The 23,810-nt window shown below is 68.8% G+C and carries 26 protein-coding genes and 1 pseudogene; 9 read left to right on the top strand and 18 right to left on the bottom strand.

Translation table 11 applies throughout. The features are described 5' to 3' along the window. Positions 1-54: 54 nt before the first annotated feature. The 6 genes from AC07YH_RS12185 to chvI form a co-directional block, all read right to left on the bottom strand. Entirely contained in the window at positions 55-453 is a 399-nt protein-coding gene (locus tag AC07YH_RS12185; RefSeq protein ID WP_494747248.1) for an SMI1/KNR4 family protein, read from the bottom strand. A gap of 82 nt (positions 454-535) precedes the next feature. Next, a complete protein-coding gene (locus tag AC07YH_RS12180) occupies positions 536-805 on the bottom strand; it encodes an HPr family phosphocarrier protein (RefSeq protein ID WP_494623307.1) in 270 nt (89 codons plus the stop codon). Positions 806-808: 3 nt separating this feature from the next. Next, positions 809-1,216, bottom strand: a complete 408-nt coding sequence (locus AC07YH_RS12175) for a PTS sugar transporter subunit IIA (protein ID WP_494747247.1) — start codon at positions 1,214-1,216, stop codon at positions 809-811. Between the two features lie 74 nt (positions 1,217-1,290). After that, positions 1,291-1,734 (bottom strand): HPr kinase/phosphorylase, encoded by a 444-nt coding sequence (locus AC07YH_RS12170; protein WP_494747275.1) that lies wholly within the window; start codon positions 1,732-1,734, stop codon positions 1,291-1,293. Continuing rightward, a complete protein-coding gene (gene chvG / locus AC07YH_RS12165) occupies positions 1,734-3,347 on the bottom strand; it encodes a two-component sensor histidine kinase ChvG (RefSeq protein ID WP_494747246.1) in 1,614 nt (537 codons plus the stop codon). Before chvG ends, AC07YH_RS12170 begins: the two co-directional genes overlap by 1 nt. Further along, a complete protein-coding gene (gene chvI, locus AC07YH_RS12160; protein WP_494747245.1) occupies positions 3,322-4,041 on the bottom strand; it encodes a two-component response regulator ChvI in 720 nt (239 codons plus the stop codon). The genes chvG and chvI overlap by 26 nt, the downstream gene beginning before the upstream one ends. A 206-nt stretch (positions 4,042-4,247) precedes the next feature. Here chvI and AC07YH_RS12155 point away from each other — a divergent pair, with 206 nt between their 5' ends. Next, on the top strand, positions 4,248-5,948 hold the full coding sequence (locus AC07YH_RS12155) for a hypothetical protein (protein WP_494747244.1): 1,701 nt from the start codon (positions 4,248-4,250) through the stop codon (positions 5,946-5,948). Here the strand turns inward: AC07YH_RS12155 and AC07YH_RS12150 are convergent. Together AC07YH_RS12150 and AC07YH_RS12145 are read right to left on the bottom strand one after the other, a co-directional pair. Continuing rightward, the gene (locus AC07YH_RS12150) at positions 5,945-8,461 is read right to left on the bottom strand and encodes a hypothetical protein (protein WP_494747243.1); all 2,517 of its coding nucleotides are present in this window, start codon (positions 8,459-8,461) and stop codon (positions 5,945-5,947) included. The two genes, AC07YH_RS12155 and AC07YH_RS12150, sit on opposite strands and share 4 nt — an antisense overlap. A gap of 86 nt (positions 8,462-8,547) precedes the next feature. Further along, entirely contained in the window at positions 8,548-9,642 is a 1,095-nt protein-coding gene (locus AC07YH_RS12145) for a DUF5694 domain-containing protein (protein WP_494747242.1), read from the bottom strand. A 135-nt stretch (positions 9,643-9,777) separates the two neighbouring features. On the opposite strand from AC07YH_RS12145, the gene AC07YH_RS12140 reads away from it, so the two are divergent. Beyond that, positions 9,778-10,089 (top strand): EthD family reductase, encoded by a 312-nt coding sequence (locus AC07YH_RS12140; protein ID WP_494747241.1) that lies wholly within the window; start codon positions 9,778-9,780, stop codon positions 10,087-10,089. On the opposite strand, the gene pseC is transcribed toward AC07YH_RS12140, so the two are convergent. Beyond that, a complete protein-coding gene (gene pseC / locus AC07YH_RS12135) occupies positions 10,086-11,243 on the bottom strand; it encodes a UDP-4-amino-4,6-dideoxy-N-acetyl-beta-L-altrosamine transaminase (RefSeq protein WP_494747240.1) in 1,158 nt (385 codons plus the stop codon). The two genes, AC07YH_RS12140 and pseC, sit on opposite strands and share 4 nt — an antisense overlap. Beyond that, positions 11,240-12,280, bottom strand: coding sequence for a UDP-N-acetylglucosamine 4,6-dehydratase (inverting) (gene pseB, locus AC07YH_RS12130; RefSeq protein ID WP_494623289.1), 1,041 nt, complete (start codon positions 12,278-12,280; stop codon positions 11,240-11,242). Before pseB ends, pseC begins: the two co-directional genes overlap by 4 nt. 129 nt (positions 12,281-12,409) lie before the next feature. Here pseB and AC07YH_RS12125 point away from each other — a divergent pair, with 129 nt between their 5' ends. Next, a complete protein-coding gene (locus AC07YH_RS12125) occupies positions 12,410-12,829 on the top strand; it encodes a hypothetical protein (protein WP_494747239.1) in 420 nt (139 codons plus the stop codon). A gap of 123 nt (positions 12,830-12,952) precedes the next feature. Here the strand turns inward: AC07YH_RS12125 and tadA are convergent, their stop codons facing one another. Then, positions 12,953-13,438 (bottom strand): tRNA adenosine(34) deaminase TadA, encoded by a 486-nt coding sequence (gene tadA / locus AC07YH_RS12120; protein ID WP_494747238.1) that lies wholly within the window; start codon positions 13,436-13,438, stop codon positions 12,953-12,955. 52 nt (positions 13,439-13,490) lie between these two features. Here tadA and AC07YH_RS12115 point away from each other — a divergent pair, with 52 nt between their 5' ends. Together AC07YH_RS12115 and AC07YH_RS12110 are read left to right on the top strand one after the other, a co-directional pair. Next, positions 13,491-14,771: a pseudouridine synthase gene (locus tag AC07YH_RS12115; RefSeq protein WP_494747237.1), complete on the top strand. Its 1,281-nt coding sequence runs from the start codon at positions 13,491-13,493 to the stop codon at positions 14,769-14,771. 11 nt (positions 14,772-14,782) lie between these two features. Continuing rightward, positions 14,783-14,914: pseudogene (locus AC07YH_RS12110) on the top strand (hypothetical protein); the annotation flags it as partial. Positions 14,915-14,934: 20 nt separating this feature from the next. Here AC07YH_RS12110 and AC07YH_RS12105 read toward each other — a convergent pair. Continuing rightward, positions 14,935-15,903, bottom strand: coding sequence for a CPBP family intramembrane glutamic endopeptidase (locus AC07YH_RS12105; protein WP_494747236.1), 969 nt, complete (start codon positions 15,901-15,903; stop codon positions 14,935-14,937). Between the two features lie 153 nt (positions 15,904-16,056). Here AC07YH_RS12105 and AC07YH_RS12100 point away from each other — a divergent pair, with 153 nt between their 5' ends. Together AC07YH_RS12100 and rsmD are read left to right on the top strand one after the other, a co-directional pair. Then, positions 16,057-16,689 carry a TMEM175 family protein gene (locus AC07YH_RS12100; protein WP_494747235.1) on the top strand — a complete coding sequence of 211 codons (633 nt, stop codon included), beginning with the start codon at positions 16,057-16,059 and terminating at the stop codon, positions 16,687-16,689. Continuing rightward, on the top strand, positions 16,689-17,252 hold the full coding sequence (gene rsmD, locus AC07YH_RS12095) for a 16S rRNA (guanine(966)-N(2))-methyltransferase RsmD (protein WP_494747234.1): 564 nt from the start codon (positions 16,689-16,691) through the stop codon (positions 17,250-17,252). The genes AC07YH_RS12100 and rsmD overlap by 1 nt, the downstream gene beginning before the upstream one ends. Positions 17,253-17,392: 140 nt before the next feature. Here rsmD and AC07YH_RS12090 read toward each other — a convergent pair whose 3' ends face one another. The 6 genes from AC07YH_RS12090 to AC07YH_RS12065 form a co-directional block, all read right to left on the bottom strand. Next, the gene (locus AC07YH_RS12090; protein WP_494747233.1) at positions 17,393-17,668 is read right to left on the bottom strand and encodes a YjhX family toxin; all 276 of its coding nucleotides are present in this window, start codon (positions 17,666-17,668) and stop codon (positions 17,393-17,395) included. Between the two features lie 346 nt (positions 17,669-18,014). Further along, entirely contained in the window at positions 18,015-18,335 is a 321-nt protein-coding gene (locus tag AC07YH_RS12085; RefSeq protein ID WP_494747232.1) for a DUF3060 domain-containing protein, read from the bottom strand. Between the two features lie 106 nt (positions 18,336-18,441). Then, complete coding sequence (locus AC07YH_RS12080) at positions 18,442-19,596, bottom strand: T6SS phospholipase effector Tle1-like catalytic domain-containing protein (protein WP_494747231.1); 1,155 nt, start codon at positions 19,594-19,596, stop codon at positions 18,442-18,444. Positions 19,597-19,674: 78 nt separating this feature from the next. Continuing rightward, a complete protein-coding gene (locus AC07YH_RS12075; RefSeq protein ID WP_494747230.1) occupies positions 19,675-21,756 on the bottom strand; it encodes an AsmA family protein in 2,082 nt (693 codons plus the stop codon). Between the two features lie 72 nt (positions 21,757-21,828). Then, positions 21,829-21,933, bottom strand: coding sequence for a hypothetical protein (locus tag AC07YH_RS12070; RefSeq protein ID WP_494747229.1), 105 nt, complete (start codon positions 21,931-21,933; stop codon positions 21,829-21,831). A 75-nt stretch (positions 21,934-22,008) separates the two neighbouring features. Further along, positions 22,009-22,626: a hypothetical protein gene (locus tag AC07YH_RS12065; RefSeq protein ID WP_494747228.1), complete on the bottom strand. Its 618-nt coding sequence runs from the start codon at positions 22,624-22,626 to the stop codon at positions 22,009-22,011. 144 nt (positions 22,627-22,770) lie between these two features. Between AC07YH_RS12065 and AC07YH_RS12060 the strand changes: the two genes are divergently transcribed. Together AC07YH_RS12060 and AC07YH_RS12055 are read left to right on the top strand one after the other, a co-directional pair. Further along, positions 22,771-23,412, top strand: coding sequence for an HAD-IA family hydrolase (locus AC07YH_RS12060; RefSeq protein WP_494747227.1), 642 nt, complete (start codon positions 22,771-22,773; stop codon positions 23,410-23,412). 24 nt (positions 23,413-23,436) lie between these two features. Further along, complete coding sequence (locus AC07YH_RS12055; protein WP_494747226.1) at positions 23,437-23,724, top strand: 4a-hydroxytetrahydrobiopterin dehydratase; 288 nt, start codon at positions 23,437-23,439, stop codon at positions 23,722-23,724. The last annotated feature ends 86 nt before the right edge of the window (positions 23,725-23,810 follow it).

The raw sequence follows: 23,810 nt of genomic DNA, 5'->3' as shown, positions 1-23,810 counted from the left end.
GATCGCACCGACCAAGGTCGGAAGGCGACCCAACACGGACGTTCGTGCATACGGCTATTCGCGACCAATCAATTCCACGAACGCATCAAAATCGGGGGCGACCTGCGCGGCGGATGCAGCGCCAACCACCAAATCAATGGTGACAATAGGCCAAGGGGCTGCGTCTCGCACATCAAACGCTAAAAGTTCACCCCCACCATTACCGCCGAATACAATGAAACCGGCAAGGTCCGATTGAGCGTAGTTCTTGGTTCGGATAGCCTCAGTGACTTGGTTAGAAGCATCAAGACACAAGTTGAACGGGTTCACTGGAAGTGGACCCTCACCACCATCACTAAAGGCCAGGAGCTGATAGTAAGAAGCTGGCAGCTCTATGGGCGCGACCTGCCTTAGCTCATCCAGCAGTTCTCGCGGTGCTGCGGGCACGGCAAACCACTCACGACCCTCGAACACGGTAGCTCTCCAACCGCCACTTCAGCAGGGCTCAGCTTAGTGAGACTAGTGGCAGGCTTCCACCCGTAGCCGCCTCTCGGCGCTACCGCTCCTCGTCGAACCTATTCGCCACCAGCTCGCACAGCGCCTCCACCGCCGACCCGGCTTCCGGGCCCTCGGCGGTGATGTCGATGGTCGAGCCGATGCCGGCGGCCAGCATCATCAGGCCCATGATCGAGCGGGCGTCGACGGAGGAGCCCTCGCGGCTGACCGTCACCTCGGCGTCGAAACCCGACGCCAACTTCACGAACTTGGCCGAGGCCCGCGCGTGCAAGCCGCGCTCGTTGACGATCTCGACCGTTCTTGAAGCCATGCCCTACTTTTCCCCGGCGAGCACGTAGGAGGCCACGGAGATGTACTTGCGTCCAGCCTCTTGAGCGTGGGCGACGCAGGCCTGCAGGGTCTCGCGCTGGCGCACGCTGGCCAGCTTGATCAGCATGGGCAGATTCAGGCCGGCGATGACCTCGGCCTTGGTCTGCTCCATGACCGAGATGGCCAGGTTGCTGGGCGTGCCGCCGAACATGTCGGTCAGCAGGATGACGCCGTCGCCGTCGTCGTCGACGGCGGCGCAGGCCTTCAGAATGTCGGAGCGGCGGCGTTCCATGTCGTCCTCGGGACCGATGCAGATCGCCTTCACGGCGGCCTGCGGCCCGACCACATGCTCCATCGCGGAGACGAACTCTTCCGCCAGACGCCCGTGCGTCACGATCACGAGCCCGATCATGCCTTGTATCTCAACAGGGATCCCCATTCCGTCGCGGCCGGGAGAGGGTCGCGCGGGCGGCCTTGATACGCTCGTTAGGGAGCGACTCCAAGAGACTGCATCATGCGTCGGATTTTCAAGGGGGCGGAGGGTTCTCGCGGCCACAGGTCGAAAACGGGAACGGAAACACCCGTGATCGTCTCGGTGCGCGGATCGGGCAGGCGCTCGACGGCGGCGGGCTCGGCGACGCAGCGGATGACCAAGGCGATCTGGCAGAAGGGCAGGGCGACGGCGTCGATCACGCCCAGGCCGCGCACTTCCAACAAGCCCGCCAGGGTTTCGGGGGGCTTGCCGTAGAGGCGGCCGCCGGACGCGAAGGTCACCACGCGGTCGTCGGCGACCAGCCGGAAGCCGGCGTCCAGAGCGCGCAAGGCCAGATCGCTCTTGCCGATCCCCGACGGGCCCTCGATCAGGACGCCGCGCCACGGGCCGCCTTGGCGCAGGGCGATCAGGCCGGCGTGACGGGTCTCTGGCCGAATCACTCGCGCACTTCCGGCAGCTCGACCACGAAGCGGGCGCCGACCACCGCGCCGGCCTCGTCCTTGCGATTCTCGGCGTGGATGGCGCCGCCGTGGGCCTCGACGATCTGGCGGGCGATGGACAGGCCCAGGCCCGAATTGCCGCCGAACGCCCGGCCCTTGGGGCGCGAGGTGTAGAAGCGCTCGAAGATGGTCTCGAGATTGTCGGGGGGAATCCCCGGACCGTCGTCATCGACGATGACGGTGGCCTTGCCGCGTGGGCGGATCAGGAAGACCCGCACCTCGCCGTCGTCAGGGCTGAACGAGCGGGCGTTGTCGATCAGGTTGCGGAACACCTGGCCGATCGGCGTCTCGCGGGCCAGGACCAGGATCGGCCGCGGTCCCTCGACCCCGAAGCTCACGCGGACGCTGCCCGGGGCCGGGCCGGGGCGGAGCTGGGCTTCGTAGAGGCCGGAGACCTCGCCCAGCAGCTTGACCAGGTCGAACGCCTTGGGATGTTCGCGCGACAGCTCCGCGTCCAGGCGCGAAGCGTTGGAGATGTCGGTGACCAGGCGGTCCAGGCGGTTGACGTCGTTCTGCAGGATGGCCAGCAGCCGGGCGCGGGCCGCGGGGTCTGTGACCAGGTCCAGGGTCTCGATGGCCGAGCGGATCGAGGTCAGGGGGTTCTTGATCTCGTGGGCCACGTCGGCGGCGAAGCGCTCGATGGCGTCCATGCGCTCGGAGATCGAATGGGTCATGTCCTCCAGCGAGCGCGACAGGTCGCCCAACTCGTCGCGGCGCTCGGAGATGTCGGGCAGGGAGATGGCGCGCGCCCCTTGCAGACGCACGTGGTCGGCGGCGCGGGCCAGGCGCAGCACGGGCACGGCGATCAGGCGGTGCAGCAGCACGCTGGAGACCAGGATCGCGGTCATGGCCACGATGATGAAGGGCAGCAGGGCCTTGCGCTCGGCCGAGATGATCTCGTCGACGTCGCCGGCTTCCAGGGTCAGCACGCCCAGCACCGCGCGGACGTGCTGGATGGGGATCGAGACCGACACCACCCGCTCGCCGTCCTCGGACATGCGGGTGCCGGCCACGGGGCGACCCTTCATGGCGCGCTCGATCTCGCTGGAAAGGGCCTTGCGGGCCTTTTCGGCGCGGGCCTGGGCGGCGGGGGTCAGGTGCGGGGCGGTGTCCTTGTCGCCGGGTTTCCGAGCGGGCGGCAGCACCTTCCAGTCCACGCGGTCGGCCACCACGAACGAGTCGGCCAGGGCCTTGCCGTGGGCGTCGAACAGGCGGGCGCGCTGGTTGCGCGGGATGAACAGCACCTGCAGCAGCTGGCTGGCGACATAGGGGTCCAGCGCCGGCTCGGGCTCGCCGACCGTGGCGGTCTGGTCGATGACGTTGGCGATCAGCTCGCCCTGGGTCGTCAGGCTGTCGATGCGCGCGGCGACCAGGCCGCTGCGCAGTTCGTTCAGCACCAGGGCCCCGACGATGACGATCGCCAGGGCCAGCACGTTCAGGACGATGATCAGCCTGCCAAGCCGCGACCCGCGCGGCCAGACGAAGCGCTTCCGGGGCTCCTTGGAGCCTTCGGGAAGCGCCGGCTCAGGCTTCGCGGTAACGGTAGCCAACGCCGTACAGGGTCTCGATGGAGTCGAACTCGGGATCGACCTGACGGAACTTCTTGCGCATGCGCTTGATGTGGCTGTCGATCGTGCGGTCGTCGACATAGACCTGATCGTCGTAGGCGGCGTCCATCAGGTTGTCGCGGCTCTTCACGAAGCCGGGGCGCTGGGCCAGCGCTTGCAGCAGCAGGAACTCGGTGACGGTCAGGCGCACGGGGCGGCCGTCCCACAGGCTGTCGTGGCGGGCCGGGTCCAGCGTGAGCTTGCCGCGCTTCATGACCTTGGAGCCCGCCGCCGCGGCGGCCGAGCCGGCCATCGGCGCCAGGTCCTCGTCGTCCGGGCGGGCGCGGCGCAGCACGGCCTTCACGCGTTCCAGCAGCAGGCGCTGGCTGAACGGCTTGTGCATGTAGTCGTCGGCGCCGAGGTTGAAGCCGAGGATCTCGTCGATCTCGTCGTCCTTGGACGTCAGCATGATCACCGGGATCTCGGACGTCTGGCGCAGGCGCCGCAGCACCTCCATGCCGTCCATGCGAGGCATCTTCACGTCGAGGATCACCAAGTCGGGCGGGCTGGCCTCGACCCCTTCCAGGCCGGCGACCCCGTCGTAATAGGCCTTCACGGCGTGGCCATGGCTTTCCAGGGCCAGCGAGACGGAGGCGACGATGTTCTCGTCGTCGTCAATGAGCGTGATGGCGGCCATCTGGTTGATCTTGTCCTTAGCCTTTTCTTGCGTCGGCCGATCCTATCGGTCGAACGTCCTGGCTTCAACGCGCGGCGCGGTAAAGCTTTCCCTGCTTCTTCCTGGGGCTTTGCGGCGCCGCCAAGGCGCCAATGCGTCAAACCCGGCCCTCAACCTCACCTTAAGGTCTCGGGACCCATAGTGAGGTCACCTTCAGCGGGGCAAGCATGGGCCAGGTTCACTACGAACTCTTTGTCCGACGGAAAGTCGGCGCGCAGTGGACGCTCGAGATCGCCTCGGAAAACCGCACGCATGCGCTGCAGGTCGCCGAGGACGTCCTCGCGCAGAACCGCGCCGTGGCCGTGCGCGTCAGCAAGGAAACCCTCGACGAGTCGACCGGCGAGTACCGGTCGATCGCCATCTTCACCAAGGGCATGGTCGATGGCGGCAAGCCCAAGAAGGAGGTGGAGGACCGCGACCCCCTGTGCGTGCAGCCGGCCGACCTCTACACCTCCCACGCCCGCGACCGGATCGGCCGCCTGCTGGAAGGCTTCCTGGCCCGCCACAAGGCCACGCCGTTCGAACTGCTGCACCGCCCGGACCTCGTCGAGAAGCTCGAAGCGTCCGGCACCGACCTGCAGCACGCCCTGCAGAAGATCGCCATTCCGGAAGCCGAGGCGCGCGGCCAGACCGTGCACGAGGTCATCCGCCACTTCCAGGGGCTGGTCGAGCGCACGATCGCCAACCTCAACAAGTCCTTCAAGAAGGGCGCCCTGCCGGATCTCGACAAGGAAGGGTTCGCCAAGGCCGCTCAGCGCCTGGTCGCCGACCCGGATCGCGCCTTCCTGCTGGGGGCCGGCGTCGCCGCCTCGATCGCTCCGGCCGTCTCGTGGTCGGCCAAGATCGCCCGCCTGCTGGACCTGGCCGACGCCGCGCCTGAAGACCCGCGCGCCCGCGTCGGCGCCCTGGCCGCCATCGAGCAGCCGCTGGCCGAGATCATCGGCTCGCGCGCCGGCATGGCCGACCTGCTGGACACGAGCAACGAGGACCTGGGCGTCACCCTGGCGGCCATGACCCGCCTGACCGGCGGCGTCGCGGTCGAAGCCCTGATCAAGATCGAAGCCAGCGTCCGCACCGTGATGCCGGATCTGTCGGGCACCGCCCGACGCTTGAGCGAATGGCTGTCGGGCGACAACTTCCCCTCGGTGCGCAAGGCCATCGCCGAGCGCGTGCTGACCGAGTTGAACGGCGTGCGTCGCCTCAAGCCGTCGGACGCCGAGGCCGAGATCGAATATCTGCGCGCCCTGGCCATGAGCCTGACGGCCGCCGCCGGCCGCATCCTCCAGGCCGAGGACATCCAGGGCGCCTTCACGGCCCGCTCCAAGACCCTCCTGAACGGCGATTTCATCGAGGCGCTGCTGGGGCGCGATCGTTCGGCCCTTGAAGAGATCAAGATGCTGATCCGCCTGGCCGAGAACGTCATGGGCGCGGTCAACAAGCGCAACGTCTCCCGCTGGCTGAACGCCAATATCAGCGCCATGCGCTTCGAGAAGGAGCTGCGCGCCGGTCCCGACTCGCCGGTCGCCAAGCTCAGCAATCTGGCCGGCCTGCAGCGCCAGCTGACGCGGTCTGGCATCGTGCGCGAAGATTTCGAGCCGCTGTGCGCCAAGCTTGGCGATATCGGCGCGCTGATCGAGGCCGACTCGCGTCTGCTGACCATGCTGGTCCGCGCGCCCGCGCCGCTGCCGCATCGCCTGCAACTGCTGGCCAAGCTGGCCCTGGGCGAGGCCGGTCCCACCGGTCCGGTCGCCGACAAGGCCCGCTTCGAGGCTCTGAAGCTGGCCCGTGACCCGAGCTCGCGCGAACAGTTGGCCGGCTCGCCCCAGACCATGGACCTGCTCAAGACCCTGGTGGCGCAGGCGGCCTAGGGTCTGAAGGGCGGCGGCTCGGGCGGTCCGCCCTCGGCCTGGCGGACGATCCGCGCCAGCGCGGCCGTGACGTTCGGCTGGCAGGGCAGGGGCTGGTCCAGGACCTTGCTGCAGACCCTCCGCTGCTTTTCCGTCAGCCCCGCGCCCGTGGCCTTGCGCATGTAGAGCCTGGCGCATTCCGACAGCGCCCAGTCCATCGGCGGCTCGAACGCCACGATCGCCGGATTCCGTCGATCCGCTGACTTCTTGCAGAGCAGCACCGGCTCGTAGTGCGCCTGGGGCGTCGAGGAATAGGTGGTGGGGTCGATGTCGGCCCGGTTGCCCGAGACCTGCACCTTGAGTTCGCGCAGCAGGTGGCCGGCATGGGCCGAGCGGCTGCTGAACACGGCCCTGAGCGGAGCCAGAACCTCGTTCAGGACGCGATCGGTGGTGCGCTCGGGTGGCTTGGTCTCGGCGGATTCGAGCGCCTCGGTGACCCGCTCGCGATAGCCGATATAGATGAAGACGATCCGAAGCTTGTGCCCCCGGCGCTCGGCGATCGCGCGCAGGGTAGGGTCCAGTTCGCGCAGCACCTCGACGCCCGCCCCGTCGAAATAGCCGCCATCGACGATGTGGCCCAAGGCCTTGCCGCCCGGCTGGGTCAGGGTCCCGGCCGGGCTGATCCACGGGAAGCGGGCGCCGTTGTGGATGGCGGTCGAGGCCGGGACGTCGCGCTTGACCACGTCATAGAAGTCGTCGGCGTCGATCTGGGGCGGTGAGAACCGCACGCGGCTGGTCAGGATGCGCCGGCCCAGCTCCTCGCTGGCGCCGTTTACGATCACGATCGGCCGCCAGGCCTTCTCGTCCGGCGTCAGGCGCGCGAAGCCGCCGGACAGAAGGTCCGGCGTGGCGCAGTGGCCCGGTCCCGCCGCGCAGGTCTCGCGCCAGCCCTCGGCGAAGGCCTGTTCCAGGCCCTGGGCGCGGTCGGGCATGACGGCGACCGGGAGGAACCGCTGGAGAAGGTCGGGAAACAGCATCCCGCCGATGGTCGGGCTCAGGAAGTCATGGCCGGCGAAGCGAGTCACCGCGTCGCGGAATTCTCTCGGCGTCAGGCCCGACCGATCCTGCAGGGTGGCGGCATAGCCCATGGCGCCGACGCTGCCGCCCGAGACCGAGCTGATGGCGAAGAGGTTCCGGTCGATCGCGCCGCCCGTGCTCTCGTGCAGCGCGCCCAGCACCTCGGCCGTCCAGTAGCCGGCCCGCGAGGCGCCGCCTTCCGAGGCGACCAGCACCATGACGCGCGATCCGTCGGCCGTCGTCACCGGCGTCTGCTTGGCCCAGAGGTCGTAGGCCTGGTCCAAGGTCATCTGCTCGGGCGCGGCGAGGATGGGCGTCCCGGGCGCGCGCCAGCCGACCGGATGGTTGTCCACCCAGAGGCTGAAGATCGTGGCGATGACCAGCAGGGCCGGCAGGGCCGGGATGCGGGCCGCCTGGCCGGTCTGGACCAGCACGGCGATGGCCGGGATGATGCAGCCCACGCCCAGGAAGACCACGGCCGGCGCGCCAAGGGTCCAGCCGAAGCCGACCGGCCAGAAGATCGCCCAGATCATGCCGCCCACGCCAAGCGCGGCGCTGGAGATCACCCAGGCGCGACCCACCTTCAGCGGATCGCCGCCGCCCCGGCGTGCGCGCAAGGCCCGGCGCATGTCGTACTGCTTGATGATGGCGAGGAAGAAGGCCACCCCGATCGCCACCAGGGCGGCGACCAGCCCGGTGTTGCGAGCCGGGTTCTGCCAGACGGCGATGGTGATGAGCACGAAGGGCAGGGCCCCCAGAACCCGGGGCGTCCATTCCAGGAAGCGGCGCGGCTTCCAGGTCTCCCGGTCGCGTCCGTAGTTCGACGCGATGATCATCCGCGGCCAGATCCAGGTCTGGATCGCCAGGAACAGCAAGGTCAGGGCGAACAGCACCTGCTGGGTCGAGAAGCGGTCCTCGGCGACCGTGCGCACCAGGTCGCGACCTTGCTGCACCCAGGCCAGGACGGCGCAGACGCCCAGCGACAGGATGGCGGCCGAAGCGACGCCGCGAGTCTTGTCCAGCGTGTCGCGCAGCTGGGTCCACAGGCCCGGCAAGCCGTCATGTCGGCCGTCGTCAACTGGCGGCGCCGGGCAGTCGCAGGTCCCGTAGGTGACGCTGACCTTGCCGCTGTTGTTCTTCTCGAACCCGGGAACGTCGTTGGCGAACAGCCTGACCACGCCCGACTGCCTGAAGGTGACGATCGCCGAGCGTCCGACAGCATAGAGCTCGTCATGCCCGGCGACCTGGGCGGTCAACTCGAACAGCGGCCGGTCCTTGTGGACTGGATAGAAGTCCAGGACATCCGCCAGGAAGAAGCGGTAGCCGTCCGGGCCGCAGGGGACGAACGCGTCCCACCAGCGGCCCTTGGCCTGGAAGCACCAGCTTTCGCCCGCTTCCACCATCCCGAGTTCGGCGCCGTCCAGCGCGGAAACGTCGATCGTCTGCAGCTGACCCATGACTCCCGCCCCCGGCATGTCTGGTTCATGCCACTTTGGGTGAAATCACGGATTTATACAAGTATGAGGTGTTTTGATGTGGCCTTCTACTTCAGCACCACGTCCGCGCTGACCAGCCGCACGTCGTGCATCTGGTTCAGATAGGCCTCGTAGTAGCCCTTGTGCGAGGCGCCGACGATGGCCAGCAGCCGCATGCCGGGATGCTGGCCCAGCACGTCGCGGATATTGCCGACCATGCGCAGGTTACGGGTCTCCCAGTAGCCCAGATATTGGCGGCCGAAACCCTCGGGCGAGGGCTCGACGAAGTTGGCGCCGAAGTCGCCCTTGAAGGCCTGCATCTGGGCGTCGGCGCTGTTGTAGGCGCGGTAGAGGTTCAGCACGCCGTCCGGCTTGGCGAGATCGGCCTGCAGCTTCTCGTCCTGGGCGCGGCGGGCGTGGCTGACGGGGTTGTCCCAGGCCTTCATGACGGCGGCTTCGAAGGCCTTCTGCACGACCGGATCGGGGCTGTCGGGGGTGTCGGCCGTGTGGTCGTCGACGCTCCACAGGCGCTCGTGGCCGAGGCGCGCGGCGAGCACGGCGGAGATCAGGGTGGTCTCGTTGCGGCGGGTCTTGAAGCTTTCCAGGAAGGCGGCCTGTTCGTCATTGAGGCTGTCGCCGGCGTGGCGTTCGGCCTCCGGCAACCGCAGCCATTGCACCAGGGCCGAGTTGCGCTCGCCGGCCGCGATGAACACCGCCGCCAGGCGTCGACGCTGGGCGGCCGTCGGCTGCGCCGGCCAGGCGGCCAGCAGGCGCTCGGCCTCGGCATTGGCGGCCGGCACGTCGAGGCCGACGGCCGCTCCCGCCTTGCTGGGGTCGTAGCAATAGCTCTTCACCGTCGCGGCGTAGCGGGCCGGATAGCGGCGCAGGGCGTCGCATTGCAGGCCCGACAGGTCCTCGGTGGCGATGCCGGTCGGCTTCCACGCGGCCAGGCGATCGACCAGCGGGGCTAGCAGTCCCATGTCGAAGGTCTTGGCCAGACCCGACAGGTGGGTGGAGCCCAGCACCAGCACCTCGTTGGCCTTGCCGGCGGGCGGGCCCTTCAGCGTGTCGGGATGGAAGGTCGGGCGGTAGTCCTGGGCCTGGGCGGCGCCGGCGATCATGGCCAGCGCGCCGACGGCGAGAACGCGAACAGTACGAAACATGGGGCCCCTCGATTAGCTACTGAAGCTTAGAGGGCCGGGCGGTGGCGAACGGAGGCGCCTGAACTTAATTTAATGGCCTTGCCTCTTCCCCGACGGCGCCGCGTAGGCTGCCGCCCTCATCCCGAGGAGACCGCCATGGTCGTGTTCACTGTCCTCTATCCCGCCACGCCCGGCGCGAAGTTCGATCAGGCCTATTACGACGCGACCCACATCCCGCTGGTGCGCGAGGCCTTCACGCCGACGGGCCTGACCGACGTGCAGGTGCTGAAGGGGCTGCCCGGTCCGGACGGCTCGCCGGCGCCGTTCGTGGTGATCGTCAACATCACCTTCCGCGATGCGGCGGCGTTGCAGGCGTCGCTGGGCGGCCCGAGGGCGCCGGAGGTGCTGGGGGACGTGGCCAAGTTCACCGACATCACGCCGGTGACGCAGGTCAGCGCGCCGGCCTAGCCGAGGATGCCGGCCAGCGCGTTCACGACCCGCTCGACATCGCCGTCGGTCATGGTCGGATAGAGCGGCAGGGTCAGGCACCGCGCGTACCAGGCGTCCGCGCCGGGCAGGTCGGCCAGGCCCTGGCGGTTGACGTAGTAGGGCTGCCGGTGGACCGGGATGTAGTGGACCTGCGTCCCGATCCCTTGGGCCTTCAAGCTCTCGACCACCGTCCGGCGCGACAGGCCCTCGGCCTCGAAGTCGATCAGCACGGTCAGCAGATGCAGGGCCGGGTTCGAATGGGCCGGGCTGCTGGCCAGCCGCACGCGCGGCGTCCGTTCGGCGAGAAGCTTGGCGTAGAGCGCCGTCAGCTCGCGACGGCGGGCGACGAAGCGGTCGAGCTTCTTCAGCTGCGACAGGCCCAGGGCGCAGAGCACGTCGGGGATGCGGTAGTTGAAGCCCAGCTCCGGCATCTCGTACCACCACGGATCGCCGCCGTCCGGCCGGACCATGCCGTGCGAGCGCAGCAGCCGGACCTTGGCGGCCAGTTCGGCGTCGTTGGTGGTCAGCATGCCGCCTTCGCCGGTGGCGAGCGTCTTGACCGGATGGAACGAGAAGCTGGCGAAGGCCGAATAGGCGCCGTCGCCGACGGGGTGTTCGACGCCGCCAAAGGTCCCGACCGAGCCCAGCGCATGGGGCGCGTCCTCGACCAGCACCGCGCCGGACGCGCTGGCCATGGCCTTCAGCGCGGGCAGGTCGCAGACGTCGCCACGCAAATGGACGGGCAGCACCGCCTTGATCCGCTTGCCCGGCGCGCCGTTCAGGGCGCGGGCGAGCGTGTCGGGGGTCATCAGGCCGCTGTCGGGATCGACATCGGCGAACACCACCTCGGCCCCGACATAGCGGGCGCAGTTGGCGGTGGCCAGGAAGGTGACCGACGGCGCGACGCAGACATCGCCTTCACCGATCCCCAGGGCCAGCATGGCGAGGTGCAGAGTCGCCGTGCCGTTCGAGACGGCGATGGCGTGTTCCGCCCCGACCTTCGTCGCGAAGGCGGTCTCGAAGGCCTCGACCGTCGGGCCGGTGGTGAGAAAGTCGCCGCGCAGGGCCTCCGCGACGGCCGCGACGTCATCGTCCTCGATCGTCTGGCGGCCGTAGGGGAGGAAGCCGCTCATCGCGCCGCCTTTTCCTCCAGCATGGCCAGCAGGCCTTCGGGGCTCAGCCAGTCGTGGTTGTTGTCGCTGCTGTACGAGAACTCCTCGGCCACCGGCTTGGCGCCGTCGGCGGCGGAATAGGGCGTGCGGCCGAACTCGGCGAAGTTGGGCTCGATGGCGAAGCGGTCCTCGAACTCGACGGTCGAGCGCGCGTCATCGGCGCTGATCATGATCTCGTGCAGCTTCTCGCCGGGGCGGATGCCGACCACCTTCATGCCGGCGTCCGGCGACATGGCCTTCACCAGGTCGGGCATGGCCATGGAGGGGATCTTCGGCACGAAGATCTCGCCGCCGCGCATCATGGTCAGGGACGACAGCACGAAGTCGACGCCTTCGTTCAGGGTGATCCAGAAGCGGGTCATGCGCGGATCGGTGACCGGCAGCTCGGTCGCGCCCTGGCTCAGCAGACGGCGATACAGCGGCACGACGCTGCCGCGCGAGCCGACCACATTGCCGTAGCGCACGACGCAGAAGCGCGTGCCGATGTCGCCCGACAGGTTGTTGGCCGCCACGAAGGTCTTGTCCGAGGCCAGCTTGGTCGCGCCATAGAGGTTGGTCGGGTTGCAGGCCTTGTCGGTCGACAGGGCCACGACCTGCTTCACGGCGTTGTTCAGGCTGGCCCAGACCACGTTCTCGGCGCCCAGCACGTTGGTGTGGATGCACTCGGACGGATTGTATTCGGCCGCCGGCACCTGCTTCAGGGCCGCGGCGTGGATGACGATATCGACGCCGCGCAGGGCCAGGGTCAGGCGCTCGCGATCGCGGACGTCGCCCAGGAAGAAGCGCAGCTTGCCGTAGGTGGCCTCGTCGAACTGCTCGCGCATTTCGAGCTGCATGTCGCTCTGCTTCAATTCGTCGCGGGAATAGATGATCACCTTCCGCGGCGTATAGCGGCGAAGGACGGTCTCGATGAAGCGCCGGCCAAAGGAGCCGGTGCCCCCGGTGACCAGGATCACCTTGCCGTCCAGATCGAGGGATTTGGGGGAAAAACGGCCCAAGGTCTGCCTCCTGCGACGTGCGCGCGCTTCCCGATCGCTTTGGGGGCGTCGCGACGACTCGTGGTTAACGCCTTTGCGTACGCCCGCAGACGTAAAGAGGACGTCAACCACGACGCGATACAAGGCGGCATGCGCCGTACACGCCTCCTCCCGATCGCCCTGATCGCCGCCCTCGCTGGCGGCTCCCTGGCCGCGCCCAGCGTCGCCTTCGCCGGCCATGGCGGCGGCGAGGAGAAGAAGGCCCCGCCGACCTATTTCGCGCTGGACCCGATCAATGCGGTGGTCCTGCGCCGCGACGGCCGCCGGGGCGTGATGACGGTCGAGACCGGCATCGAGGCCAAGGACCCCGTGCTGATGACCCGCGCCCAGGCCTCGACCCCGCGCCTGCGCGCCGCCTTCGCCCAGGTGCTGATGGTCTATGCCGCCGGCCTGCGTGGCGGCGTGGCTCCGGACATGGACTATGTGGTGCGTGAGCTGCAGAAGGCCTGCGACCAGGTGGTCGGCAAGCCGGGCGCCAAGGTTCTGATCGGCTCGACCCTGCTCAGCTAACCAATCCCGCTCATCCCCGCGAAAGCGGGGACCCAAGCTGATGATCGGGTTGTGGTGAGGCCGTGGGTCAGACCCTTCACGCCGCTTGGGTCCCCGCTTTCGCGGGGATGAGCGGATGGGGGGTTAGGTCTTGGATTTCCTTCGAGCTCTAAAGAAGCTCCGCAGCAGATCGGCGCTCTCCTCGGCCAAGACACCGCCGGTCACCTCCGGCCGCCAGTGACAGGTGGGCTGGGCGAAGAACTTCGGGCCGTGCACGACCGCGCCGCCCTTGGGGTCCTCGGCCCCGAACACCACCCGTCCGATCCGCGCATGGCTGATCGCCCCGGCGCACATGGCGCAGGGCTCCAGCGTCACGACCAGGGTGAGGTCGGTCAGGCGGTAGTTCTCCAGCTTGGCGGCGGCTGCCCGCATCGCCGCGATCTCGGCATGGGCCGTGGGGTCGTGGGCGGCGATCGGGCCGTTGCCGGCCGTGGCGATCACCTCGCCGGTCTTGGGATCCAGGATCACCGCGCCGACCGGGGTTTCACCGGCTTCGGCCGCCGCGCGGGCGGCGTCCAGCGCCAGGCGCATCATGCGGTGGTCTTGATCCTGGTCCTGATCGGTGTGCATTAGCTGAAAAAGCCCATCGAGAGATGCGCCCAGCCCGAGAAGGACGCCGAAAATGACCAAGCCACACGATCCCCTGTACGAGCCTCACCTCGACGGTCAAGACGGAGAGCTGGACGGCGGTCCCGGCGAACGGGTCGCCAAGGCCCTGGCGCGGGCCGGCGTGGCCTCGCGGCGCGAGGTCGAGCGGCTGATCGAAGCCGGTCGCGTGGCGATCAACGGCAAGGTGCTGACCACCCCGGCGGTGAAGGTCCAGCCCGGCGACTTCCTGACCGTCGACGGCCAACTGGTGGCCGAGCGCGAGCCGACGCGGATCTTCCGCTACCACAAGCCCACCGGGCTGATGACCACCCACAACGACCCCAAGGGCCGGCCGACGGTGTTCGGTTCGCTGCCCAAGGAGCTGCCGCGCCTGATCTCGGTCGGTCGTCTCGACTTGAACTCCGAAGGCCTGCTGCTGCTGACCAATGACGGCGAGCTGTCGCGCGCGCTCGAGACGCCCAGCAACGCCTGGGTCCGTCGCTATCGCGCCCGCGCCTTCGGCGACACCACCCAGGCCAAGCTCGACAAGCTGAAGGACGGCATCACTGTCGAGGGCGTCACCTACGGCGCCATCGAGGCCAAGATCGACAAGGCCCACGACAAGGCCGGCGGCGGCAAGAACATCTGGCTGACGGTCAGCCTGTCGGAAGGCAAGAACCGCGAAGTCCGCAAGGTGCTGGAAGCCCTGGGCCTGAAGGTCAACCGCCTGATCCGCATGTCCTACGGCCCGTTCGCGCTGGGCCCGCTGGAAGCCGGCCAGATCGAGGAGGTCGGCCCCCGGGTGATCCGCGAGCTGATGGAAGGCATCGTCTCCGAAGAGAACATGCCGACCGGCGATCGTCCGAAGTTTGGCGGCATCGCCGCGGCCGTGAAGGCCCCCGGCACGCCGGGCGGCGGCGACCTGCAGCGCCGGGGCGCGCCGCGCGCCGACCGCGCGGTGGTGCTCGACGCGCCGGAGAAGTCCGAGAAGCCGGTCTACAAGGCCGGCTGGGCCAAGCCGAAGAAGAAGGTCTCGCCCCACGCCCCGGCCAAGGGCGCCAGCAAGGGCATCGCGGCGCCGAAGGCCAAGCGCGCGCCCAAGTCGATCGAGAGCAAGTTCATCGACATCGGCAAGCCCGCCATGCGCGGCAAGCCGGCGGCGGCGCGTCCTGGCGCGAAACCGGCTGACGGCGCGGCGCGTCGCGTGTCGGAAAAGCCGGGTCGCGCGGCCCCGCGTCCGGGCGCGGCCCCGCGTCGGGGCGCGGCCAAGCCGTCGCGGGGCTCCGCGCCCCCGCGCGGTGGTCCGAAGCGGTAAATCGAACCCACCGCAGCAGCGCCCCCTCCGTCTCGTCGCGTATCCGCGCCGATCCACCTCCCCCGCAAGCGGGGCAGGAGAGTAGCTATCTTCTCCTCACCCGTGAAACGGGGGAGGTGGCGCGCTGCGGATACGCAGCGTGACGGAGGGGGCGCTCTGGCGGCTAAGCCGCCGCCGGCGTCGAGGACGTCCGCGTCCACCTGCGCAGGGCCGGCCAGCGGACCGACAGCTCGGCGACGCCGATGAAGCCGGCCAGCACCACGAGAGCGCTGGCGATCAGGCCGGCCTTGAACTCGTGCGGGGCGTCGGGGCGGGTGGTCATCGGCCGGATCAGCAGCAGGATCACGGCGTTGTTGGCCGCGTGGGCGCCGATGCCCAGTTCGATGCCGCCCAGGCGCAGCGCCATCCAGGTCAGGCCCGCCCCCATGGCCGCGCGGACCAGGAAGGCGTCGATGTTGGGGTCGAAGTGGATGGCGGCGAACAGCAGGCCGTTCAGGGCCATCAGCACGATGGGGTCGCGGATATAGGCCGCGCTCTGCTTCAGCAGCCAGCCTCGGAACACCAGCTCCTCGGCGGCCGAGGCCAGGACCAGCAGGGCGATGGCCAGGGCCGCATAGAGGGTGCGGCCCACGAGGTTCGGCGAGACCTTCCACAGCGGCGCGTCCAGCGGCTGGCCCAGGGCGCCGGCGATTCCGGCGATGGCGCCCATCACCACGCCGACCAAGACGAGGCCGCCGACCAGCAGCCGCCAGCGCACCGGCTGGCCGCGATTGACGTAGTCGGTGATGCGGCGGTGGTGGATCGCGCCCGCCGCGAACACGAAACCGACCGCCGCGCCCAGGTTCACCCCCGCCAGCACGGCCAGGAAGAACAGCGACTGCCGCGCCGTCGGCTCGGTCAGGTTCGGATCGGAAAAGATGCTGAAGAGATCGCCGGCCGCCGGCGCGCCGTCCAGGCCGCTGACCACCAGCAGGCCGATCAGGGTGGCGGTGATCGCGCCCAGCAGGCCCGCCACGGCGCCGGCCAGCATGCCGACCGGCACGGCGAACACGGTGCGCCACGGGTCGCGGTCATAGGGCGACAGGTCGGCCAGGAAACGCGAACGCTTCACCGCCTCCATCAGCTCGCCCATCCGCATCGCCCGATCGCCTCTGCTTGATCGCCTTGCTATCTGGGCGACTAAGAGGGAAGGGCCGCGATCTTGTAAAGCGCGTGCTTGCCGCAGGGCGCGGAGGACGGCACACATCCGGTTACGGGTTGTAAGGGCCAAGTATGGGGAATGGGCATGAGTGACGGGGTTTCGGGCAAGGGCGACACGGGCGCGGGGCATCTGCATCGGCTGGTGCTGTTTTCGGACGCCGTCTTCGCGATCGCCATCACCCTGCTGGCCATCGAGATCCACCCGCCCGAGCACTGGCATGGCGTGCCGGACCTGTTCCATCAGATGGGCCACAAGCTGACCGCCTATGCTGTCAGCTTCGCGACGATCGGGGTCTCCTGGTTCAGCCACCGCCGGGTGTTCGCCCGACTGCTCCGGGCCAATGGCGGCCTGGATGTCTTCAATTTCGTGGTGCTGGGCCTGATCGCCCTGCTGCCGCTGAGCACCGAAATGCTGTGGGAAAAGCCCGACGGCGAGGCCGTGCTGATCTATGTCGGCCACGTGGCGCTGATCGGCCTGGCCATGGGCCTGGTCTGGGCCTATGCGGCCTTCGTCGGCAAGCTGACCGAGCCGATGCCCACGGGCGAGGCCCTGTTCGTGCTGCTGCGCGTGGCGCTGCTGCCGGGCCTGATGTGCGGCCTGACGATCTTCAGCCTGGTCAAGCCGTGGGGCTGGGCCCTGCTGGCGGCGCTGGTCCTGGGCCTGAACTTCATCGGCCGTCGCCTGGCCGCTAAGTCAGCTCCGGAAGCCGCCGCCTGATGCGCATCGTCTCGGGCCAATATCGCGGCAAGGCCATCGTCACGCCGCCAGGCGGCACGACCCGCCCCACCTCCGACCGCGCCCGTCAGGCCGTGTTCAACATCCTGGAGCACGCCGCCTGGGCGCCGGAGCTGCACGGCGCGCGGGTCATCGACGTGTTCGCCGGCTCGGGCGCGCTGGGGCTGGAGGCCCTGTCGCGCGGAGCCGGGTTCTGTCTGTTCGTCGAGACCGACGACGCCGCGCGCGGCGCGATCCGCGAGAACATCGACGCCATGCACCTGTTCGGCGTCACCCGCGTTCACCGCCGCGACGCCACCGACCTGGGGCCGCGTCCCGCCAGCGCCGGCGCCCCGTTCGACATCGCCTTCCTCGACCCGCCCTACAACAAGGGCCTGGGCGAGAAGGCCGTCGCTGAGATGAGAGCCCACGAGTGGCTGGCCGCCGGCGCGATCGTGATGTTCGAGCGGGGACGCGGGGAGGTGGACCCTGTGCTTGAGGGCTTCGAGCAGATCGACGCGCGCGACTACGGCGCCGCGCGGGTGCTGTTTTATAAGCTGCTGTAGAATTCCAACCGTCCCAATAGCTTGTCATCCCGGCCGCAGCGAAGCGGAGAGCCGGGACCCAGGGGTCACCGCAGTGCGCCGGCCCCTGGGTCCCGGACAGCGCTACGCGCTTCCGGGATGACAAGTGGGGGTGGGCGGCCTCACCACGCCCTCGCCCCCACCCGGTTGTCGAGCTGCGCCCGCAGGCTGCCCAGCCCCAGCCGGGTGATACGGTAGGGCCCGCCGTCCTGGCTGGCGATCAGCCGCTTGCGCTTCAGCGACTGGAAGACGCCGACCGAGCAGTCGGTCAGCGCCCAGCCGTCGCGGGTGATGCAGTCGGCCGCGACGATCTTGCCGTGGTCGTCGCGTTCGAGTTCGATCCGGCCGCCTTGGGCCAGGGCGTGCAGCGTGCGTTGCTGCGGTTTGGAGATGTTCAAGGGGTTGTCCGAGAGATCGAGGCATACGATCGCGCATCCGGCCAGCGGAGCGCGGGCGGATAGCGGGCCTATCGACTTTCGAACCGAAGCTCGGAGCCTGTTAGGCCCGCGCCTCGCGCACAATCTCGGACATGAACCACACAAAGAGAGGTTGGTGCGGGGAAGATAGCGGTGGGTTGCCAGTGGGCAAGTCCGCGCGAACGCCCAGCAGCCGTCTCCCCGGCGAAAGCCGGGGCCCAGATCTCAAAGCGCTGGGGTGGGATGGAGAAGCATTGAGCCCCTAGAACCCAGTCAGCGCTCCTCCAGCTGGGTCCCGGCCTTCGCCGGGAAGAACGGATTTAGGCTTTTACGGCGCCTTGCTCACATGGTTGTCGACACCCGTGATGCTGACCTTCGGCGGCTTGGCCGAACGCCAGCGCACCGTCTGGTCCGTGCCGGTCACCGACACCACCGCGCCCGGCGCCAGGTCGATGGTCACCGTGCTGCCCGTGCCCGTCAGCTTCAGCCCCGCGCAGGCGCCAGTGAAGGTCAGCTCGTGGTCTGTGCCCGCGACGATGACCGAGCGGCCGTCGCAGGCGATCGTGTTCCGCTGCTCGATGCCGGTGATCTGGATCGGCGGTTCGGCGGCGAGGCCGGCGACGAGCGCGAGCAGGGGGATGAAAGCCATGATGCGTCCTTAAGCTTTGGCGCGAGCTACACGGCTCGGCCTGGCCTAAACACGCCAGGCGATCAAAAGCTCCACCTTGGGCTGTGATTGTTTTGTGGCAAGACGCTTAGGGCAGGGCGTTGAGCGCCCCGGCCACATGCGACAGGGTCTTGGGCCGATAGGCCGGATCGGCCTTCTTCCAGCGGGTGCGGGCCGCCTCGGAGACTTCGTCCAGCGTGGTCGGGCCGTCGCGGTCCTTCTGGCCGACGGCCTCGAGGATGATCGAGCCGACATTGCGGTCGCCCGAGCGCAGCGACGCCAGCGGATCGGCCGCGCCCTCGAACGTCGCCACCTGGTCGGGATCGAACGCCAGGCCCGCGCGCTGGGCGCTCTCGATCATCCACAGCAAGGGCGGCAACGAGATGCCGCCGTCCGACTCGCCGCCGCCGACCGCGCCGTGGCCGCCGGGGAACCAGCGCTGCTGGTAGGGACGCTGCTCGTAAGGCAGGCCGCTGGCGTCGGCATTGGCGTTGAGGCCGTCCAGGTTGGTCCATAGGGTCGGCGTGAAGGTCTCGCGCTTCTCGTCGATCGACACCGCGTGGCGGGCGTTGAAGACGAAGCGCGACAGGCTGGTGTCGTGGAACTCGTACTTGCCGTTGATCTGTTCGGAGAACGGCAGGCCGCGCGGGATGCCCAGCGAGCCGACGGTGTCCCAGACGCCCAGGAACTGGATCCAACCGGTCTCCTCGCGCTTGGCGGCGGCGACGGTCTTGGCCGGGCTGTCGGGGTTGAACGTCCGCTCCTCCAGGGCCGTGGCGGCCTCGTGGCAGAAGTTCTGGCGGAAGCGGCGGATCTCGACGGCGTCCTTGTCGTGCGAGCGGTACAGCTCGATGGCCCGCTCGCATTCGGAGGCGTTGATCCGCTTCAGGATCCAGACCTGGCGCAGCAGGCCAGCCAGGCTGCGGGCGGTGTAGGCGCCGCGGCTGAAGCCGAAGATGTAGATGCGGTCGCCGGGCTCGTAGTTGAGGACCAGGAACTCGTAGGCCTCGGCGATCTTGCGGTCCAGGCCCCGACCGAGCGCCCCGCCCAGGATGCGCGTGGCCTTGTCCAGCACCCCGGTCCCGACCCCGACGCCGTCGTCATAGAAGGTGATCTGCGGGACCTTCGTCGCGCCCTGCGTGGCGGTCGAGGCCAGCGCCCGCGTCAGGCGGGTGACGTTGGTGGGGAATTTCTGGCTCAGTTCCTGCCAGGTGCCGTCGCAGCAGATGACGAGGTTCTTCATGGTCCCCCTCCGGTCGCTCAACAGAGCTTCACGTTAGGGTGAAAGTCTCGCCATTTGCAATCGTGGATCGTAACCTGGCTATTTCTTCGCCTTGGCTGGGGTGGTCTGGCTGGCCTTGACCGGCGCGCCCTGCTGGCGGGCCGCGCTGACCAGGCCGGCGCAGTCGGCGTCCTTGGCCTCGCCGGTGGTGACGAAGGGCAGCAGGGCGGCCAGCGGGTTGACCAGCGAACCCAGCGCGGCGGCGATGCCGCCCTGGCCCACGGTCTTGCTGACGTCCAGGCCCGGCTTGGGGGCCATGATCGGGCCCTTGATGGTGATCGGGATGAACAGGCGCACCAGGCGCGGCTTCTTGCTGTCGCCCTCGATGCGGAAGTCCATCCGCTCGGTGGCCAGGTTCACGGTGCCACGCCCCTTGGCCAGCACCACGCCGGTGTCGGCGACCAGGGTGCTGGTGGTCATGACGCCGTTCTTGACGTCGAAGTCGGCGACGGCGCAGCGCACCGGCGTCTCCTTGTCGCTCTTGGACAGCAGCAGCAGCAGGCCCTTGGAGGCGTTGACGCCCAGCAGTTCGGCGAAGGCCTGGCGGATCTGGCCGCGCGGGGCGACCAGGGTCACCGAGCCATCAGCCGTCGAGGCGGCGCGATGGACGCTGTTGCCGGTGCCGGTCAGCTTGGCCCGGGCCAGGACCGCGCCCTCGATGGCCGGCTTGCCGTCGCTCTTGAACGGGATGAAGTCCTCGAGGCGGGCGTTCAGCAGGCGCACGTCGATGTCGGTCTTCGGCACTTCGGGACGGGCGTCCAGGCGGACCTTCCCCTTCAAATCGCCGCGCGAGAAGGTCAGGGCCAGCGGATCGACGGTCAGCACGCCCTTGTCCAGCACGACCTCGGCGCTGACCTTGCGCAGCGGCAGGTTGGGGGCGTTCACGGTCTCGGCGCGGTAGCTGACCTTGGCGTCCATGGCGCGGATGCGGTCGACCTGCAGGGTGGCGTCGGGCAGCAGGCGCTGGGTCGCGTCGCGCTGGGCGGCCTCGACCTTCTGGCCGGCCGAGGCGGTCTCGCCGCGACCGGTGGCGGGTGCCGCGCCGAACAGGCTGCCCAGGTCGTCGAAGTCCAGGCGGCGCGAGCGCAGGTCGGCCTCCAGATAGGGCCGCTCGCGCCCGGTCAGCACGAAGAGGTCGCCGCTGATGTCGCTGTCGCCGACGCGGCCGGCCAGCTTCTCGAAGTCGTAGCGGTCGCCCTTGCGGACCAGGTGGCCCGAGATCTTGTAGGGCGGGGTGTTGGGCAGGGTCAGGCCGATCAGGTCGTGCAGGCGGTTCAGGTCCGCGCCCGAGATGCTGACCTGGGTCTCGAAGCGGCCCAGGTCGAACGGCTTGTTGACCGCGCCCTCGGCAGTGATGCGGGTCGAGCCGGCCTGGATCTGGGCGTCGAACGGATAGGGCTTGTCCGGCGTGATGTTCAGCAGCGGGCCGCCGCTGACCTGCGCCACGAAGCCGGCCTTGTTCAGGCTGCCCTTGCCCTCCAGCACGAAGCGGCCGCCCTTCTCGCCGGCGCGTTCCTGGGCGTTGACCGTGCCGACGAACAGCGCGCCACGGCTGCGGTCATCGACGCGCAGCTGGCCGTCATTGATGACGAAGCGCTGGATGGCCGGCAGCTTCAGCGGCTTATCGCTCTTCTTCGGGCCGAAGGTCCAGTTGGCCCGGCCGTCCTGGGCGCGCAGCAGGCGCACCTGCGGCTTGTCCACCGCCAGGAACGGCAGGATGACCTGGCCGCGCAGCAGCGGCAGGATCTTGATCTGCACCGCCACGCGCTGGACTTGGGCCATCTGGCCGGCCTGCGGATCGACCGACTTGGCCCAGGCCGGCTGGCCGATGCGCAGGCCGTAGGCCTCGGCCTTGGGCGAGAACGACCACGGGTGGACGCGCAGGTCGCCGGCGATCACCACCTCGCGCTGCAGCTGGGCCGAGGCGTAGCGGCCGATCGGACCACGCAGCCAGTTCCAGTCGAAGATCCACAGGAAGATGACGATCGCCGCGACCAGGGTCAGGGCCGCGCCGATGCCGATGCGCGCGCTTTTGGACAGCCCTCGGAACGGGTTCCGGGGCGGCTTGGGCGCGGGCATGACGTCGGCGGTGGACAGGATCGTGGCTCCGGTTGAACCCACACAACGCGTGAGCCCGGCGATCCTGTTCCAATTTGAAGCGAAGCGGCCCCCGCCGACTTCGCGATCAGTGCGTCAGTAGATCAGACCGATCCGACAGACGACCACCCCCGCGACGATGAAGACCGCGATGGCGACCAGTTCATAGGCCTTGAAAAACGGCCGGCTTGGCGTGCGCATGATTGAAAGTTCCCCCGTCCCATTTTGGTGCGTTTCGACGCTCTCGGCGCAAGGGCGGCGCCACCCGGTTTGGGTTTAGGGCGCCTTTCCGGGCCAGATCAGGTAACCGGCCTCGTCGCGCCCGGCGGCGCCATAGCCGTAAAAACGAGGGTCGTAGCCATACGACGGCGGATAGTTCACGCCCTGGCCCCCACGGCCATAGGCGTAACCGCTGTCATACGAACTGCGCTCGTACTCGTACTGAGATTGGGAAGAGCGGCTGTCGTAGCGGCGCTCGCCGTAGCGATCGCCGGCGTAACCGCCGCCATAGGCGTAGCCGCCTTGGTAGCCGCCGCCGGTATAGCCCCCGCCATAGCCGCTGCAGCCGCAGTCGGGCGCGTAACCGCTCCCGCCTTGGTAGCCATAGTCGTAGCCGGTCTGGACATCCAGGCGACCGCCATAGCCCGACTGGCCATAGCCGTGGCCGTAGCCGCTATAGGCGCTGTCGCACTCGGTGCGGTCCCAGCGGTAGGCGCCGCCTGGCCCCGTGACCCGGCGCGTGAAGCACTGGCCGGGCGCGGCGTTGGGCGGCAGGATTTCCGGGCCCGGAGGTCCGCCGACGCCGCCATGGTGCGAGCCGGCCAGCGCCGGCGCGGCCGTCAAGGCGGCGGCCGTGGCGAGGGCGATCGTGGTCAGGCGGCGAAATATAGGCATGGGCGACTCCGGACAGTGGTTAACAAAACATTTCCGGAGGGATCGCAACCGCGCTTTCACCCATCGCGCGAGCGTAGCCGTGACGGGCTTTCCCTCGTCGGCCGGGACGAGTAGCGTGGATCAAACATCTGTTTGAGGGCGGCCATGGCGATCGAGGCGGTGATCTGGGATTTCGGCGGGGTGTTCACGACCTCGCCGTTCGAGGCCTTCCGTCGCTATGAGACCGAACGCGGCCTGCCCAAGGACTTCATCCGCACGGTCAACGCCACCGATGGCGACGTGAACGCCTGGGCGAAATTCGAGCGGGCCGAGATCGACGCGGCGGCCTTCGACACCCTGTTCCTGGAGGAGGCCACGCGCCTGGGTCACGCCGTGCGCGGGTCCGAGGTGCTGCCGCTGCTCTATGGCGACCTGCGGCCCCGGGTGCTGCAGGCGCTGAAGGCCTGCAAGGCGCGGTTCAAGGTCGGCTGCATCACCAACAACGTCCCGACCGGCCACGGCCCCGGCATGGCCCAGAGCGCCGACAAGGCCCTGGCGGTCGGCGAGATCATGAGCCTGTTCGACGCGGTGATCGAAAGCTCCAAGGCCGGTGTCCGCAAGCCCGACCCGCGCATCTACCAGATGATGTGCGAGCGGCTGGACGTCGCGCCGGAGGCCTGCGTCTATCTCGACGACCTCGGCATCAACTGCAAGCCGGCGGCGGCCCTGGGCATGAAGGCGATCAAGGTCTCGACCGAGGATCAGTTGCTGGACGACCTTGCGAAGGCGACCGGATTGTCGTTCTGAGGGTCAAACCTTCGGAGGAAGCCCATGTCCCGTCCCAAGATCGGCGCGCAAGCCGCGATCGCCCAGCTCGACGGCTGGAGCGCCGCGCCGGACCACAAGGACGCGATCGCGAAGACGTTCAAGTTCGGCGACTTCAACGAAGCCTTCGGCTTCATGACCCGCGTGGCCCTGATGGCCGACAAGCTCGACCATCACCCCGAGTGGTTCAACGTCTACAACCGCGTCGAGGTGCTGCTGACGACGCATGACGCGGACGGCGTGACGGAACTGGACGTGCAACTGGCGAAGTTCATGGACGGGGCGGCGGCCTAAGCGCCCCCTCCGTCTCGCTGCGTATCCGCAGCGATCCACCTCCCCCGCTTCGCAGGGGAGGAGATGGGTGTCTTCTCCTCACCCGT

This window comes from Caulobacter sp. GW456-12-1-14-TSB4, from assembly GCF_059424195.1.
This window is presented reverse-complemented; position numbering and strand designations above follow the sequence as displayed.

Excerpts from the sequence above, each read along its gene's own strand:
- AC07YH_RS12180 (WP_494623307.1), bottom strand. The coding sequence starts at position 805 with ATGGCTTCAAGAACGGTCGAGATCGTCAACGAGCGCGGCTTGCACGCG.
- AC07YH_RS12175 (WP_494747247.1), bottom strand. The coding sequence starts at position 1,216 with ATGATCGGGCTCGTGATCGTGACGCACGGGCGTCTGGCGGAAGAGTTC.
- chvI (WP_494747245.1), bottom strand. The coding sequence starts at position 4,041 with ATGGCCGCCATCACGCTCATTGACGACGACGAGAACATCGTCGCCTCC.
- AC07YH_RS12155 (WP_494747244.1), top strand. The coding sequence starts at position 4,248 with ATGGGCCAGGTTCACTACGAACTCTTTGTCCGACGGAAAGTCGGCGCG.
- AC07YH_RS12150 (WP_494747243.1), bottom strand. The coding sequence starts at position 8,461 with ATGGGTCAGCTGCAGACGATCGACGTTTCCGCGCTGGACGGCGCCGAA.
- AC07YH_RS12145 (WP_494747242.1), bottom strand. The coding sequence starts at position 9,642 with ATGTTTCGTACTGTTCGCGTTCTCGCCGTCGGCGCGCTGGCCATGATC.
- AC07YH_RS12140 (WP_494747241.1), top strand. The coding sequence starts at position 9,778 with ATGGTCGTGTTCACTGTCCTCTATCCCGCCACGCCCGGCGCGAAGTTC.
- pseC (WP_494747240.1), bottom strand. The coding sequence starts at position 11,243 with ATGAGCGGCTTCCTCCCCTACGGCCGCCAGACGATCGAGGACGATGAC.
- AC07YH_RS12125 (WP_494747239.1), top strand. The coding sequence starts at position 12,410 with ATGCGCCGTACACGCCTCCTCCCGATCGCCCTGATCGCCGCCCTCGCT.
- tadA (WP_494747238.1), bottom strand. The coding sequence starts at position 13,438 with ATGCACACCGATCAGGACCAGGATCAAGACCACCGCATGATGCGCCTG.
- AC07YH_RS12115 (WP_494747237.1), top strand. The coding sequence starts at position 13,491 with ATGACCAAGCCACACGATCCCCTGTACGAGCCTCACCTCGACGGTCAA.
- AC07YH_RS12105 (WP_494747236.1), bottom strand. The coding sequence starts at position 15,903 with ATGGGCGAGCTGATGGAGGCGGTGAAGCGTTCGCGTTTCCTGGCCGAC.
- AC07YH_RS12100 (WP_494747235.1), top strand. The coding sequence starts at position 16,057 with ATGAGTGACGGGGTTTCGGGCAAGGGCGACACGGGCGCGGGGCATCTG.
- rsmD (WP_494747234.1), top strand. The coding sequence starts at position 16,689 with ATGCGCATCGTCTCGGGCCAATATCGCGGCAAGGCCATCGTCACGCCG.
- AC07YH_RS12085 (WP_494747232.1), bottom strand. The coding sequence starts at position 18,335 with ATGGCTTTCATCCCCCTGCTCGCGCTCGTCGCCGGCCTCGCCGCCGAA.
- AC07YH_RS12080 (WP_494747231.1), bottom strand. The coding sequence starts at position 19,596 with ATGAAGAACCTCGTCATCTGCTGCGACGGCACCTGGCAGGAACTGAGC.
- AC07YH_RS12070 (WP_494747229.1), bottom strand. The coding sequence starts at position 21,933 with ATGCGCACGCCAAGCCGGCCGTTTTTCAAGGCCTATGAACTGGTCGCC.
- AC07YH_RS12065 (WP_494747228.1), bottom strand. The coding sequence starts at position 22,626 with ATGCCTATATTTCGCCGCCTGACCACGATCGCCCTCGCCACGGCCGCC.
- AC07YH_RS12060 (WP_494747227.1), top strand. The coding sequence starts at position 22,771 with ATGGCGATCGAGGCGGTGATCTGGGATTTCGGCGGGGTGTTCACGACC.
- AC07YH_RS12055 (WP_494747226.1), top strand. The coding sequence starts at position 23,437 with ATGTCCCGTCCCAAGATCGGCGCGCAAGCCGCGATCGCCCAGCTCGAC.